This window comes from Streptomyces sp. JNUCC 63 (assembly GCF_054366325.1).
Genome location: NZ_CM135963.1, coordinates 2,221,461 through 2,236,780, shown reverse-complemented (window position 1 = coordinate 2,236,780; position 15,320 = coordinate 2,221,461). Strand labels below are relative to the sequence as shown.

General features: G+C 73.2%; 8 protein-coding genes and 2 pseudogenes. 8 read left to right on the top strand and 2 right to left on the bottom strand.

What is annotated here, in order from left to right:
* The first annotated feature begins 66 nt into the window (after positions 1–66).
* From ACX25U_RS09975 to ACX25U_RS09945, 7 genes and pseudogenes are all read left to right on the top strand, one after another.
* Positions 67–2,487, top strand: coding sequence for an ATP/GTP-binding protein (locus ACX25U_RS09975; protein WP_454390700.1), 2,421 nt, complete (start codon positions 67–69; stop codon positions 2,485–2,487).
* Between the two features lie 128 nt (positions 2,488–2,615).
* Complete coding sequence (locus ACX25U_RS09970; protein WP_454390698.1) at positions 2,616–4,286, top strand: PucR family transcriptional regulator; 1,671 nt, start codon at positions 2,616–2,618, stop codon at positions 4,284–4,286.
* A gap of 183 nt (positions 4,287–4,469) precedes the next feature.
* Complete coding sequence (locus tag ACX25U_RS09965; protein ID WP_454390696.1) at positions 4,470–5,915, top strand: aldehyde dehydrogenase family protein; 1,446 nt, start codon at positions 4,470–4,472, stop codon at positions 5,913–5,915.
* A gap of 165 nt (positions 5,916–6,080) precedes the next feature.
* Positions 6,081–6,281 (top strand): annotated as a pseudogene (locus tag ACX25U_RS09960) (MFS transporter); the annotation flags it as partial.
* Positions 6,282–6,471: 190 nt separating this feature from the next.
* Positions 6,472–8,589, top strand: a complete 2,118-nt coding sequence (locus ACX25U_RS09955) for an MMPL family transporter (RefSeq protein WP_454390694.1) — start codon at positions 6,472–6,474, stop codon at positions 8,587–8,589.
* 81 nt (positions 8,590–8,670) lie between these two features.
* Positions 8,671–9,870, top strand: coding sequence for a sensor histidine kinase (locus ACX25U_RS09950; RefSeq protein WP_454390692.1), 1,200 nt, complete (start codon positions 8,671–8,673; stop codon positions 9,868–9,870).
* A 29-nt stretch (positions 9,871–9,899) separates the two neighbouring features.
* A complete protein-coding gene (locus ACX25U_RS09945) occupies positions 9,900–10,598 on the top strand; it encodes a response regulator (protein ID WP_454390690.1) in 699 nt (232 codons plus the stop codon).
* 69 nt (positions 10,599–10,667) lie between these two features.
* On the opposite strand, the pseudogene ACX25U_RS09940 reads toward ACX25U_RS09945, so the two are convergent.
* Positions 10,668–11,876, bottom strand: a pseudogene (locus ACX25U_RS09940) (TIM-barrel domain-containing protein); the annotation flags it as partial.
* Between the two features lie 99 nt (positions 11,877–11,975).
* Positions 11,976–12,989, bottom strand: a complete 1,014-nt coding sequence (locus tag ACX25U_RS09935) for a LacI family DNA-binding transcriptional regulator (RefSeq protein ID WP_454390688.1) — start codon at positions 12,987–12,989, stop codon at positions 11,976–11,978.
* A 374-nt stretch (positions 12,990–13,363) separates the two neighbouring features.
* Between ACX25U_RS09935 and ACX25U_RS09930 the strand changes: the two genes are divergently transcribed.
* A complete protein-coding gene (locus ACX25U_RS09930; RefSeq protein ID WP_454390686.1) occupies positions 13,364–15,304 on the top strand; it encodes an acyl-CoA dehydrogenase family protein in 1,941 nt (646 codons plus the stop codon).
* The last annotated feature ends 16 nt before the right edge of the window (positions 15,305–15,320 follow it).

Here is a 15,320-nt window from a genome sequence, read left to right as displayed (position 1 = left end):
CCCTTGCCCGGGCGTTAGATTGACTCGCTGATGGTGGACGGAACGGCTGGTCAGGGGGCAAGGGCGATGGACGACGGGACGCAGGACGCCCGGGGTACGCATCCGAAGCGCGCGAACCCGGTGCCCCGCCCGGCGGTGCCGCGGGACGCTCCCGCGACGCCACCGCGGCCGACCCGGCCTCCGGGCGCCCCGGACGCATACGAGTACCACCCGCAAGGGCAGCCCCCGCGGCCCGCCGTCGCCGACTGGCTCGACACCCCCCGCCCGACTGCCGCCCCCGGCATCTGGCGCTTCGGACACCGCCCGCCCAAGGCTGCCCGCACCCCGGACCGGCTGCCCCCGATCACGGTCGTCGGCCTGCTGATCCCGCTGGTCGTGGGCCTGCTCGTATGGTCCCTGTGGCGGCAGGGCGCCCTGCCGTACCAGTGGGCGCCGCTGAAGCTGTTCACGCCGGACGACTGGTGGTGGGGCGGCACCGTGTCCCCGAAGGGGACGCAGGGCCGCGAGGCCATGGTGGTCTACGACGGCGTGTTCTTCGCCGTGCTCGTCTACGCCGTCGGCCGGCTCGGCAGCTGGCCCGATGTCGTACGGCACTTCGTGGGCCGCCGTCCGCAGCCCGCCCGGGCCCTGTTCGCCGCGGCCGGCGCCCTGATCACGCTGAGCCTGGTCTTCCCCGGCGCCTTCCCGGGCGTCGGCTGGGATCCCCTGCCGGTCGTCGACCCGGTGTTCTCCCTGGTCGTGCTCGTCTCCGGCGGCTACGGCCTGTTCGCCTCCCCGCTGTTCACCGACACGCTGTACGCGATCGTCACCCTGCTGGTCGTCTGGCCGTTCGCCCGGATCGGCGGCTGGTGGGCGTACGCCAAGGAACTCGCCGCCCGCCGCCGGATCGCCACGGACCCCGCCGCCCCGCCACCGGCGGACCTGCCCCGCTCGCAGTGGCCCGAGCTGCGCCACGCCGGGCAGCATCAGGCGGCCGACCTGCTGGCCGCCGAGGTGGCCGGAGGCCGGATGAACGACGTGGACTGCGCCCGCGTCGAGCGGATGTGGGACGAGGCCCGGCGGGAGGGGCGCCCGGCCGCCTTCACCGACACCGTGCTGCGGCAGGGCGGCGCCGCCTGGACCCACCCCTCCGGCGCCCGCGACCTGCCAGGCCGCACCGCGCGCCACGACCTGCTTCAGGGGCAGGTACGCCTCGGGCGCTGGGTGCCGGGGGAACGGGGCCCGCGCGCCTACGAGGGCGCCGGTGCCGCCGTGGACCCGGATGCCCTCGGCACCTCGCTGCTGCTGGTCGGCCCGCCCGGTTCCGGCAAGACCCGGCATGTCACCGGACCGGTCACCGAGGCGCTGGCGCTGCAGGCGCTCACCGGCCGGTGCGCGGTCGTCGCCGTCTGCGCCGCCGGGACCCCGCTCGGCCCGGATGCGGCGTACGACGTGGTGGTGCGGATCGGCGATCCCGCCTCCGCCCACGACCTCGATCCCTACGCCGAGTGCGACGACCCCGACGAGGCCGCCGCCTTCCTCGCCGAGGCCCTGGTCGGAGACCTCGACACCGTCGGCAACCAGAGCGCCGCCACCGCGCTCGCCCAACTGCTCGGCCCCTACCGGGCCGTGCACGGCCGCTTCCCGCCGCTGCCGGTGCTGCGCGAGCTGCTGGAGGGCGAGCCGGGCGCGCTGGCCTCGCTGCGGGCGGGGCTCGCGGCCGACGAGCACGCCGTGATGCGGCGCGAGCTGGACGCCCGTATGCGGCAGGCCGGCTCCGCGGCCGACGCCGGCCCGGCCCTCGCCGACCGGCTCGCGCTCCTCGACCGGCCGGTCTTCGCCGAGTTCTTCGGCGGCGGGACGAGCGACAGCAGGCCGTTCTCGCTGCGCGCCGTGGCCCACCATCCGCTGCGGGTCCGCATCGACCTGCCCGAGCGGGGGCACGAGGAGGCGTCCCGGCTGATCACCCGGCTGGTCCTGGCCCAGTTCCACACCGTCGTACGGGACACCCGGCGCCCGCACTTCGCCTGCCTGGTCCTCGACGACGCCACCGGGACCGTCACCGCCGAGTCGGTGCGCCGCATCCAGCGGCTGCGCGCGCAGAACGCCGGAGTCGTCCTCGCGCTCCGCTCGGTCGCCGACGTGCCCGAGGCGCTGCACGGCCCGCTGCTGGGGGCCGTCGGCTGCCGTATGGCCCTTGCCGGGGTCACCACCTGGGACGGCAGCCGGTTCGCGCACGCCTGGGGCACCGAGTGGGTGGAGACCAAGGAGGTGGCCAAGCACACCGTCTTCGCCCACCAGCCGATGACCCGCGCCATCCACGCCCTGCGCAAGCTGGTGACCGGCCGGGCCGTGACCACGGACGCCGTGACCACCAAGCAGGTCGAGCGGGAGCGCTGGTCCGCCTCCCAGCTGGCCCACGAGGTCCCGCCGGGACACGCCGTGCTGTCGCTGACCGGCGTGCGGGGCGAGCACGCGCCACCGCTGCTGGTGGACCTGCGGGGCTGAACGAAGCGGACATCTGTACGGACGGTCACGCGTCGACCGTACGGTGAGGCAGAATCGACACAGGTCGTTCATACGTGGCGGCCAAAACCGCACAACGATCATCAGACCTCCGCAGACCAGAAGGCCCCATGCCCCCGACGCTCGCCTCGCTCGTCCACCACTCCGCGCTCAAGCTGACCGTGCGCGCGGGCGAGGACCGTCTGGACGTGCCCGTCCGCTGGGCCCACGTCAGCGAACTCGCCGACCCCGTGCCGTACATGGAGGGCGGGGAGCTGCTGCTGATCACCGCGCTCAAGCTGGACGCGGAGGACCCCCAGGCCATGCGCCGCTATGTGAAGCGGCTGGCCAAGGCCGGCGTCGTCGGGATCGGCTTCGCCATCGGGGTCAACTACGACGAGATCCCCGAGGCGCTCGTCGACGCGGCCGAGGAGGAGGGGCTGCCGCTGCTGGAGGTGCCCCGCCGCACCCCGTTCCTCGCCATCAGCAAGGCGGTCTCGGCGGCCATCGCGGCCGACCAGTACCGCGCGGTCACGGCGGGCTTCGCCGCCCAGCGGGAGCTGACCAAGCAGGCCCTGAACTCCGGACCGGATGGGCTGCTCGCCGCGCTCGCCACCCAGGTCGACGGCTGGGCGGCGCTCTACGACGCCTCGGGCGCCGTCGTCGCCACCGCACCGGAGTGGGCGGGCCGCAGGGCCGCCCGGCTCACCGCGGACGTCGAACGGCTGCGCGACCGGCCGGCGCCCGCGTCGGCCGTGGTGGGCGGTCCGGAGACCGAGGACCGCGTCGAGCTGCACTCCATCGGCACCGGCCGCCGCCCGCGCGCCGCGCTCGCCGTCGGCACGGCCACCACCCTCGGTACCGCCGAGCGGTACGCCGTCCACTCCGCCATCGCCCTGCTGACCCTCACCACGGAACGCTCCCGCTCGCTGCACGCCGCCGAGCAGCGGATCGGCGCCGCCGTCCTGCGCATGCTGCTCGCCGGACAGCCGGACCACGCCAGGGCCGTCGCCGGGGACCTGTACGGCGGCCTGCTGGACGCCCCCTTCCGGATGATCGTCGCCGAATCCGCCTCGGCGTCCGCCGCGCGGGCGCACGCCGACGCCCACGCGCGCGTGCAGACCGCCAAGCCGTCCTCGGCCGCCGTGCTGGCCGCGGCCGACACCGGCGGCGACCCGCTCGCCGGACTCGCCGAGGTCGTGGAGGCGGCCGCCGCCCGGTCCGGGGAGGCGGTGCTGGTCGTGCCCGAAGGAGAGCGGCTGGTGGTGCTGGTCGCCGACGGGGGTGCGGCCGTGGCGGCGTGCGGGGAGTACGCGGAGGCACTGGAGGCGGCGCGGGCCGAGACCGTGGGCGAGCAGCCGGGCGGCGGCGAGGAGGACGAGCTGGTTGTGGGCCTGTCCGCGCCGGCCGGGCCCATCGCGACCGCCGCCGCGTACAAGCAGGCCGAACAGGCGCTGTCGGTGGCGCGGCGGCGCGGAAGGGTGCTCGTCGAGCACGAACAGCTCGCGTCCGGATCGGTGCTGCCGCTGCTGGCGGACGACGCGGTCAGGGCGTTCGCCGACGGGCTGCTGCGCGCGCTGTACGAGCACGACGCCACCGGCCGCGGCGACCTCGTGGCCTCGCTGCGGGCCTGGCTGTCGCGGCACGGCCAGTGGGACGCGGCCGCCGCCGACCTCGGCGTGCACCGGCACACCCTGCGCTACCGGATGCGCAGGGTCGAGGAGATCCTCGGCCGCTCCCTGGACGACGCGGACGTACGGATGGAGCTGTGGCTGGCGCTGAAGGCCACCGCCACGGAGTAGACGTACTGGTCCCGAGGTCACTGGTCCCGAGGTCACTGGCCCTGATGCCACTGGTCCTACGCCAATCCGGCGCACCGCCACCCGCCACTGCTCCACCTCGGACAAGCGTCGACGGACCGCCCCGGCCCTACCGTTGACGACGCAAGCAGACACCCCCAACGCGGAAGGGCCGGGACTCTCACGATGACTTCCACCCACGCCTTCTGGCTCGCCGGCCGCCAGGTCGCCGGCGAGGACACCTTCGACGTCACCTCCCCGTGGGACGGCCGGCTGGTCGGTAAGGTCAGCGTGCCGACCGACGCGCAGGTCGAGGAGGCCGTGGCCGCCGCGTACGCCGTGCGGGACGAGTTCGCCGCCATCCCGGCCCACGTGCGTGCCGCCGCCCTGGACCACGTCGTCAAGCGGCTGGTCGAGCGCACCGAGGAGATCGCGCAGCTGATCTCCGCCGAGAACGGCAAGCCGATCAAGTGGGCGCGCGGTGAGGTCGGCCGTGCCGTGTCCGTGTTCCGCTTCGCCGCGGAGGAGGCCCGCCGGTTCAACGGCGGCGAGGCCCAGCGCCTGGACACCGACGCGGGCGGCCAGGGGCGCCTGGCGCTCACCCGCCGCTTCCCGAAGGGCGTCGTCCTCGGCATCGCGCCGTTCAACTTCCCGCTGAACCTGTGCGCCCACAAGGTCGCCCCGGCCATCGCCGCCGGCGCCCCGATCATCCTCAAGCCGGCCCCCGCCACCCCGCTCTCCGGCCTGATCCTCGGCGAGCTGCTGGCCGAGACCGACCTGCCGGCCGGTTCCTGGTCGATCCTCCCGGTCACCAACGACAAGATGCCCGCCCTCGTCCAGGACGAGCGGCTGCCGGTCATCTCCTTCACCGGTTCCGAGAAGGTCGGCTACGCGATCATGGACTCGGTGCCGCGCAAGCACTGCACCCTGGAGCTCGGCGGCAACGGCGCGGCCGTCGTCCTCGCCGACTGGGCGAGCGACGAGGACCTGGACTGGGCCGCGAACCGCATCGCCACCTTCTCCAACTACCAGGGCGGCCAGTCCTGCATCTCCGTGCAGCGTGTGATCGCCGACGGCTCGGTCTACGAGCGCCTGCTGCCGCGCATCGTCGCCGCCGTCGAGGCCCAGGTCACCGGCGACCCCTCCGACGCCGCGACCGACGTCGGCCCGCTGGTCAGCGAGGACGCCGCCAAGCGCGTGGAGTCCTGGGTGCAGGAGGCCGTCGAGGCCGGCGCCACCCTCCTCACCGGCGGCAAGCGCGACGGCGCCTCCTACGCGCCGACCGTCCTGACCGACGTACCGGCCGACGTGACGATCGCCTGCGAGGAGGTCTTCGGACCGGTCCTGACCGTGCGGAAGGTGAACGGCGAGGCCGAGGCCTTCGCCGCGGTCAACGACTCCAAGTACGGCCTCCAGGCAGGCATCTTCACCCACGACCTCCAGACCGCCTTCCGCGCCCACCGCGCCCTGGAGGTCGGCGGCGTGGTCATCGGCGACGTCCCCTCCTACCGCGCCGACCAGATGCCCTACGGCGGCGCCAAGCAGTCCGGCGTGGGCCGCGAGGGCGTGAGGTTCGCGATGGACGACTACACCTACGAGCGCGTCCTCGTCCTGACCGGGCTCGCCCTGTAGGCCCGACGGTCCGACAGCCGACAACGGCCGGAGCCCGCTGTGCGGGGGCTCCGGCCGTCGTCGTACACCAGCGAGTGGTCAATCCCCAACCAGACGCCGGGCGACCACCGGGACTGTTGGACGTTCGTCCCCGCGGTCGGTGCCCTCCCGCCGCGGATCACCAGCCCCGGCCAGCTGGCCCGGGTCACCTCCGTCGTCATGCTCACCATGGTCGGTCTGGCGCCCCCCGGCTACCCGCTGGTCGGCGCCGCCATCGGAGCCTGGGGCGCCGCCCCGGTGTTCGTCGGCTGCGGTGCCTTCGCCGGCCTGGGCGTGACCATCGCCCTGGCCTCCGACGCGGTGCGGCGCGCTGAACCGCCCCGGTAGCGGCCAGGATGCACGGGATCACCAGGGGGTGGCCCCCGGCCGTCGTCGTACGCCCCCGGGAGTAGCGCCCCGCCCGGGACACCCCTGGCAGTACGGGCCACTTCGGTCGCTGGAGCGACGTATCCGGCTCTCCTCGCCGGAAGTCTGGTGACGACCCGGACATCCGAGCATCCGAGGAGAGGGGTGGCCCATGGGGGCCGTACAGGAAAAGCAGAGGGCACGCCGGGGACGGCTCGTGCCCTGGACCTTGCTGGCGATGTGGCTGGTGGTGCTGGTGCTCGCCTCGCCGTTGGCCGGGAAGCTCTCCGGCGTCCAGCAGAACCGGAACGTCGACTATCTGCCCGCGAGCGCCGACTCCACCCAGGTCGCCAAGGTCCAGGACAGGCTGCCCGGCGGCGAGTCCACGGACATGGTCGTGGTGTACCACCGCGACGGCGGGCTGACCGAGGCCGACCGGCGCACCGCCGCCGGGCAGATCGACGAGATCGCCGCCGCGCACAAGCTCGGCGCACAGCCGCGGGCCATCCCGTCCAAGGACGGCACCACGCTGATGTACCCCGTCTCCACCACCGAGCCCGGTCAGGACAAGAAGGCCAAGAACGCCCTGGTCGACGACGTCCGCGAGACCGTCCGGGGCACGGAGGACGGGCTGACGGCCGAGGTCGGCGGGCGCGCCGGACTGCAGGCCGACTCCGGCAAGGTCTTCGAGTCACTGGACGGCCCGCTTCTCTACACCACCGTCGCGGTGGTCGCCGTCCTGCTCATCCTCATCTACCGCAGCCCCCTGCTCTGGCTCGTCCCCCTGCTCACCGCCGGCGCCGCCAACTTCACCGCGATGGCCGCCGCCTACGGCCTGCACGAATGGTTCGGCATCACCGTCACCGGCGCGAACAACGGCATGATGACCATCCTGGTCTTCGGCGCGGGCACCGACTACGCCCTGCTGCTGGTCTCCCGCTACCGCGAGGAGCTGCGCCGCATCGAGCGGCCGTACGACGCCATGCGCGCCGCCCTGCGCGGCTGCGGCCCCGCCGTCCTCGCCTCCTCCGGCACCGTCGCCGCCGGCCTGCTCTGCCTGCTGGCCGCCGATCTGAACAGCACCCGCGGCATGGGCCCGTTCGGCACCGTCGGCGTGCTCAGCGCGCTGCTGGCCATGACGACCCTGCTGCCCGCGCTGCTGGTCCTCCTCGGCCGCCGGGTGTTCTGGCCGCTGGTGCCGGTCTTCGGCAGCGAGCCGAAACAGCGGCGGTCGGTGTTCGCCGCCATGGGCAGCTCGGCCGGCCGCAGGCCGGTCACCGTGCTGGTCGCCGGCGCGGCGGTGCTCGGCGCTCTGGCGCTGGGCACCCTCAACCTGCAGGGCAGCCTGAAGAACGAGAACTCCTTCATCGACACCCCGGAGTCGATCACCGCGGCGCGGACCCTGTCCACCGCCTACCCGGAGCTCAGCAGCCAGCCCATCGACGTGGTCGTGCCGGCCGGCAAGGCCGACCGGGCCCTGGAGCGGATCCGCGGCACCGAGGGCGTGGCCGCCGCCGAGCCCCGCCGCAGCGGCACGGGCTGGACCGAGATCGCCGTGACCGCCGACGCCCCGCCGGAGTCCGCCGGCGAGACCGCCACCATCCACGCACTGCGCTCGGGACCGGTCGGGGAGCTGGGCGGCCACGTCGGCGGACCCAGCGCCCAGCTGATCGACCTCAAGGACGCCAACGCCGGCGACCGCGACGTCGTCGTGCCGCTCGTCCTGGGCTCCGTCCTGCTCATCCTGATCGTCCTGCTGCGCAGCCTCGTCGCCCCGCTGCTCCTGGTCGGCGCGGTCGTCGCCGTGTGGGGTGCGGCGCTCGGCATCGGCGGGCTGGTCTTCGAGCCGGTCCTCGGCATCGAGGGCAACGATCCGGCCCTGCCGCTGCTGTCCTTCGTCTTCCTGGTGGCGCTCGGCGTCGACTACGGCATCTTCCTGATGCACCGGATGCGGGAGGAGTCGCTGTCCGGGCTGGCGCCCGAGGCGGCGGCGCTCAAGGCGCTGCGCGCCACCGGCGGCGTCATCGCCTCGGCGGGACTGGTACTGGCGGCGACCTTCTCGGTGCTGGCCGGCATGCCGCTGGTGATGCTGGTGGAGCTCGGCCTCGTGATCGCGGTGGGAGTGCTGCTGGACACCTTCCTCGTACGGACCTACCTGGTCACCTCGGCCAGTGTGGCGCTGGGCCGCAAGGTGTGGTGGCCCGGACCGCTGTCCAAGGAACCGCCCGCGCGGGAGAAGCAGGAGAACCGGCCGACTCCGCCGACGCAGGAGCCGGTGGCGCTGCGCTGACCGCACGAACCGGGGCTGCCGGGCGGCGGGGGGTGGCTTTCCGGGCTCTTCCGGGCTCGGCAGCCGCGGCGATCAGGGAGGATGAGGGACGTGTCGACCGTCGGAGTGCACCCGGGGCGGCGCCGGTTGAAGCGGCCGGCGCGGCGGGACTGGCTGACCACCGCTGCCGTCGGCGCGCTGACGGTGCCGGTGGCCTTCCTCCCGCAGGGCGACGGGAAGGTGACCGACGCCCTGGGCTGGGCGCTGGTGGCGGCCATGGTGCTGCTCACGGCGTGGCGCCGGCTGTACCCGCTGGGGGTGCTGCTGGTGCTGGTGCCCTTCCAGCTCGCCTACCACCTGCTGGGCAACGCCCCTATGACACCGGTGGTGGCCTCCATGGTCATCCTCTACTCGCTGGCGGTGGCCGGTCCGCGCCGCCGCACGTTCATCGTCGTCCCGTCCCTGCTGGCGCTCGCGCTGACGATGATGCTGACCGTGAACGTGCACGAGGGGCTGGAGCTGGTCCGCACCTCCGGCTGGATCCTGGCCTGCACCCTGCTCGGCGAGGCGGTACGGGTGCACCGCAACTACGTGGGCGCCATCGTGGAGCGGGCGGAGCGGGCCGAGCGGACGCGCGAGGAGACGGCCGCCCGCCGGGTCGCGGAGGAACGGCTGCGCATCGCCCGCGACCTGCACGACCTCCTCGCCCACAGCATCACCCTCATCGGCGTGCAGACCTCCGTGGCCGCGCACGTGCTGAACGCCGACCCGGAGCGGCTCGACCGCGACACCCTGTCCCGGGCGCTGGACGGCATCGCCGACACCTGCCGGGAGGCCCGGCGCGAGCTGAAGCGGACGCTGGAGGTGCTCCGGGCGGAGGAGGACAGCGGACCACCGCCGGGCCTCGGCTCACTGGTCGACCTCGGCAGGGCGGCCGGGTCGGCGGGGGCCACGGTGTCCCTGTCCGTCTCGGCCGATGGCGAGGTGCCGCCGGCGGTCGGCGCGGCGGCGTACCGCATCGTCCAGCAGGGGCTCACCAACGCGGTGCAGCACGGCGGGCCCGCGGTCGGCATCCAGGTCTCCGTCGCACTGGACGAGGAGTCGTCGGCGCTGCTGGTGGACATCGTGGACGACGGCTCGCCCGCGGACGACGCGGCCACGGCCCGGCCGCCCGGCTTCGGCCTCGTCGGCATGCGGGAGCGGGCCCGCAGCGTCGGCGGCACGGTGGCGGCCGGCCCGCGGGCCGACGGCCCGGGCTTCGCGGTCCGCGCGGTCCTGCCCTGCACACAGGCCGTCCAATGACCCAGACCCCGCCACAGGAGAAGAAGCCCATGACGGAGGCCATCCGGGTGGTGCTGGCCGATGACCAGCACCTCGTACGCTCCGCCTTCGCGATGCTCATCGCCGCCACCCCGCACATGGAGGTCGTGGGCGAGGCCGCCCATGGCGGGGAAGCCGTCGAACTCGCCCGCACCGCACGGGCCGACGTGGTCGTGATGGACGTCCGCATGCCCGAGCTCGACGGCATCGAGGCGACCCGGCGGATCGCCGCCGACGAGGACCTCGCCGGCGTGAAGGTCCTCGTCCTCACCACGTACGACACCGACGAGCACATCATCGACGCCCTGCGCGCCGGGGCCTCCGGCTTCCTGGTGAAGGACACCAAGCCCCAGGACCTGCTCGACGCCATCCGTACCGTCGCGGCCGGCGAGGCCCTGCTCTCCCCCGGCCCCACCGCCCGCCTCATCGAACGGGTCGTCAGGACACACCCGGGCACCGCACCGGCGCCGGGCCGGCCGGGGGCTCTGAGCGAGCTCTCTCCCCGCGAGCGTGAGGTCCTGGTCCTGGTCGCCCGCGGCCTGAACAACAGGGAGATCGCCGACGCCCTCGTCCTCTCCCCACTGACCGCGAAGACCCACGTGAGCCGCATCATGGGCAAACTGGGAGCGCGCGACCGGGCGCAACTGGTGGTGATCGCCTACGAGTCCGGACTGATCGTTCCCGGCGGATCAGAAGCCGACGCGCGCTAGCCGCAGGGGGCCGCGCAGCCTGAGGTGCACGTCGTGTACGCCGTCGGCGGTGAGCTCGGTGGTGAGTGTGGTGTAGTCGTACGGACCTGACGTGGGCGTGTTCAGGTAGTTCTCCTTGATCCTGGACCACACGAACGCGCGCGCGTCGGGGTTGGTGGCGTCGTAGAAGGCCACCTGGACGGTGGAGGCGACCTCCTTGTCCGGCCAGTCCGCGTGCGCCATCGGACCGTACTGGGTGCCGATGAGGTAGCCGCGCTGCTCCATCACCGGGTGGTTCTCCGACAGCGGGGAGACCGAGGGCCAGACGCTCACCACCAGCTTGATGCCGAGCTCGTCCAGCTCCCGGACCATCGCCGCCGGGTCCGGCCACTCCTTCGGGTCGAACTTCCACTCGCCCAGGTGCGTCCAGTGGAAGAAGTCGCAGACGATCGCGTCGACGGGCAGGTTCCGGCGCTTGTACTCCCTTGCCACGGCGAGGAGTTCGTCCTGGGTACGGTAGCGCAGTCTGCACTGCCAGAAGCCCGCCGCCCACTCGGGCAGCATGGGCGTACGGCCGGTCACCGCGCTGTAGCGGCGCTGGGCGTCGGCCGGGGCGCCCGCGGTGATCCAGTAGTCGAGCTGGCGGGCGGAGTCCGCCACCCAGCGGGTGCCGTTGCCGGCCAGCTCCACGCGGCCGATGGCCGGGTTGTTCCACAGCAGGGTGTAGCCGCGGCTGGAGGTGAGCGCGGGGATGGTGACCTCGGCGTTGCGCTGGACCAGGTCCAGGACCAGGCCCTTCTGGTCGAGCCGGCCGTGCTGGTGCTGGCCGAGGCCGTACAGCTTCTCGTCGTCGTAGGCGGAAAAGCGCTGTTCCAGGCGGTGGTAGCCGTTGCCGACGGCGGTGTAGAGGCGGGGTCCGGGCCACCAGAAGTGGGCGCGTTCCTCGGCGAGCAGCTCGGAGAGGTCGTCCGTGCGCAGGAAGCGGATCAAGCCCTCGGCGTCCACGTCGACCGTGAGCGCGCCGACGGTCAGGCGTCCCCGGCCGCCCTCGATCTTGACGGTGCTCCCGGTGGGCGGGGCCTTTGGGAGGAGGGCACCGGGCAGGTCGTCCAGGACCGGGCCGCCGAGCCGGGCGCGCACCCGGACCGCGTCCGGGCCCCACGGCTCGATGCGTACGGTCTCCTGGCGGCCGCTCCACTCCAGCGCGCCGTCCCGGTCGCGGAAGGTGCCGACGGTGGGGGAGGACTGGGCGAGGCCGACCGTGCCGTGCGGAGGGCGGGTCTCGGCGTGCTGGTTCACGGGGTGCTCCTTGGAGGAGTGCGGACAGGGGTGTCCTGCGGGAGGCGCGAGAAGGCACGGGGCACCCGGGGTGGGGCGCCAGGTGGGGCGGGGCGGTGTTCAGGAGCGGGAGGGGGCCGGGCCCGAGCTCGTCCGGACCGTCAACTCGGGCGGGAGGAGCACCACTTCGTCCGTGCCGCGCCCGCCGAGCTTCGCCATCAGGTGCTCGACCGCGCGCCGGCCCATCTCCTGGGCGGGGATGCCTGCGGAGGTCAGGCGCACCGAGGCCTGGACGGCCACCTGGTCGGGGCAGATCGCGACCACCGACATGTCCTCCGGCACGGCCCGGCCCTGCCGGCGCAGCAGGGCGAGCAGGGGTTCGACGGCGGACTCGTTCTGCACGATGAAACCCGTGGTGCCGGGGCGCTCGTCGAGGATCCGGGCGAGTGTGACGGCCATCGCGTCGTAGCCGCCCTCGCAGGGGCGGTGCAGCGCCCGCAGGCCCAGCTCGCGGGCCCGGGAGCGCAGACCGTCGAGGGTGCGTTCGGCGAAGCCGGTGTGCCGCTCGTAGACGGCGGGCGCCTCGCCGATGACAGCGATGTCACGGTGCCCGAGCATCGCCAGGTGCTCCAGGCAGAGCGCGCCCGTCGCACTCCAGTCCAGGTCGACGCAGGTCAGGCCGGTGGTGTCGGCGGGCAGGCCGATCAGGACGGACGGCTGGTCGGTCGTGCGCAGCAGCGGCAGCCGCTCGTCGTCCAGTTCGACGTCCATCAGGATCATGGCGTCGGCGAGTCCGCTGCCGGTGACCCGGCGCACGGCGTCGGGGCCCTCCTCGCCGGTGAGCAGCAGCACGTCGTGGCCGTGGGTGCGGGCGGTGGTCGCCACGGCGATGGCGATCTCCATCATCACCGGTACGTACATGTCGGTGCGCAGCGGGATCATCAGGGCGATGATGTTCGACCGGCTGCTCGCCAGGGCGCGGGCGCCCGCGTTCGGGTGGTAGCCGAGCACCCGGATGCTCTCCTCGACCCGCCGCCGGGTGCTCGCGGAGATGGACCGCTTGCCGCTGAGGACGTAGCTCACCGTGCTCGCCGAGACTCCGGCGTGCTGGGCGACCTCGGCGAGGGTGACCATCCAGCTCTCCAAGCTTTGTGAAGCGCTTCGACTGTGCGCGTTGCCGACATCGGGCGGTGAGGGTGGTTCGACAGTAACCCCAGCAGGAGTGGGTGTCCGTAGGCTGTCGAAGCGCTTCGACTGTTTCCTTCCGGCGACCTCGGACGGCAGGGGCGGCGGCAGGGGCGGCAGGGCAATCCGAATGGAGCACACGACTGGTCGTCGTGCCGCGCTCACATGATGCTGGGTGGCACCGCACCGAAACAGAACGGTGGACTGCGAGCGTCCGTGCGCGAGGGGTGGTGGGTCCGCCCGGTATCGGGTACATACGATCCAGTAGCACCGGTCGGTAACGTACCGCCCTCACAATCCCTATTCGCGGCGAGGTGAGCCTCATGTCCGCACCAACGTCCAACAAGCCCACCGTCACCGAGCGCGAGGCGCGCCAGGTGGCGGAGGCCGCCCGGGAGCAGGACTGGCGCAAGCCCAGCTTCGCCAAGGAGCTGTTCCTCGGCCGCTTCCGGCTGGACCTCATCCATCCCCACCCGCTCCCGGCCGACGACGAGGTCCAACGCGGCGAGGAGTTCCTCGCCAAGCTCCGCGACTTCTGCGAGACGAAGATCGACTCGGCCCGGATCGAGCGGGACGCGCGGATCCCGGACGAGGTCATCACCGGGCTCAAGGAGCTCGGCGCCCTCGGTATGAAGATCGACACCAAGTACGGCGGGCTCGGCCTGACCCAGATCTACTACAACAAGGCGCTCGCCCTGGCCGGCTCCGCCAGTCCCGCGATCGGCGCGCTGCTCTCCGCGCACCAGTCGATCGGCGTACCGCAGCCGCTGAAGATCTTCGGCACGCAGGAGCAGAAGGACACCTTCCTGCCGCGCTGCGCCCGCACGGACATCTCCGCCTTCCTGCTGACCGAGCCGGACGTGGGCTCCGACCCGGCGCGCCTGGCGACCACAGCGGTCCCGGACGGGGACGACTACGTCCTCGACGGCGTCAAACTCTGGACGACCAACGGGGTCGTCGCCGACCTGCTCGTCGTCATGGCGCGCGTGCCGAAGTCCGAGGGCCACCGGGGCGGCATCACCGCCTTCGTCGTCGAGGCCGCCTCCGAGGGCGTCACGGTGGAGAACCGCAACGCCTTCATGGGCCTGCGCGGCATCGAGAACGGCGTCACCCGCTTCCACCGGGTCCGTGTCCCGGCCGCCCACCGCATCGGCGAGGAGGGTCAGGGCCTGAAGATCGCCCTGACCACCCTCAACACCGGCCGGCTCTCCCTGCCCGCGATGTGCGCGGGCGCGGGCAAGTGGTGCCTGAAGATCGCCCGCGAGTGGTCGGCGGCCCGCGAGCAGTGGGGCAGGCCGGTCGCGCTGCACGAGGCGGTCGGCTCGAAGATCTCCTTCATCGCGGCCACCACCTTCGCGCTGGAGGCGGTGCTCGACCTGTCCTCCCAGATGGCCGACGAGAACCGCAACGACATCCGCATCGAGGCCGCCCTCGCCAAGCTCTACGGCTCGGAGATGGCCTGGAAGATGGCCGACGAGCTGGTCCAGATCCGCGGCGGCCGCGGCTTCGAGACGGCCGCGTCCCTCGCCGCCCGCGGCGAACGCGCCGTCCCCGCCGAGCAGATGCTGCGCGACCTGCGCATCAACCGCATCTTCGAGGGCTCCACCGAGATCATGCACCTGCTGATCGCACGCGAGGCCGTCGACGCCCACCTCTCGGTTGCCGGCGACCTCATCGACCCCGACAAGTCCCTGTCGGACAAGGCCAGGGCAGGCGCGAACGCGGGCGTCTTCTACGCCAAGTGGCTGCCGAAGCTGGTCGCGGGTCCTGGCCAGCTCCCGCGCTCGTACGCCGAGTTCCACCCGCCCGGCCACCGCGACCTCTCGCCCCACCTGCGCTACGTCGAACGCCACGCCCGCAAGCTCGCCCGCTCCACCTTCTACGCCATGTCCCGCTGGCAGGGCCGGATGGAGACCAAGCAGGGCTTCCTCGGCCGGGTCGTCGACATCGGCGCCGAACTGTTCGCGATGAGCGCGGCCTGCGTCCGCGCCGAGCTCCTGCGCACCCAGGGCGACCACGGCCGCGAGGCCTACCAGCTCGCCGACGCCTTCTGCCACCAGTCCCGCATCCGCGTCGCCGAACTCTTCGACCGCCTGTGGACCAACACCGACGACCTCGACCGCAAGGTCGTCAAGGGTGTCCTCGGCGGCACCTACACCTGGCTGGAGGAGGGCGTCATCGATCCCTCGGACGACGGTCCGTGGATCGCGGAGGCGGAGCCGGGCCCCGCCCGTCGGGAGAACGTGCACCGGCCGATCCGTTAGCCGCCGACGGCCGCAG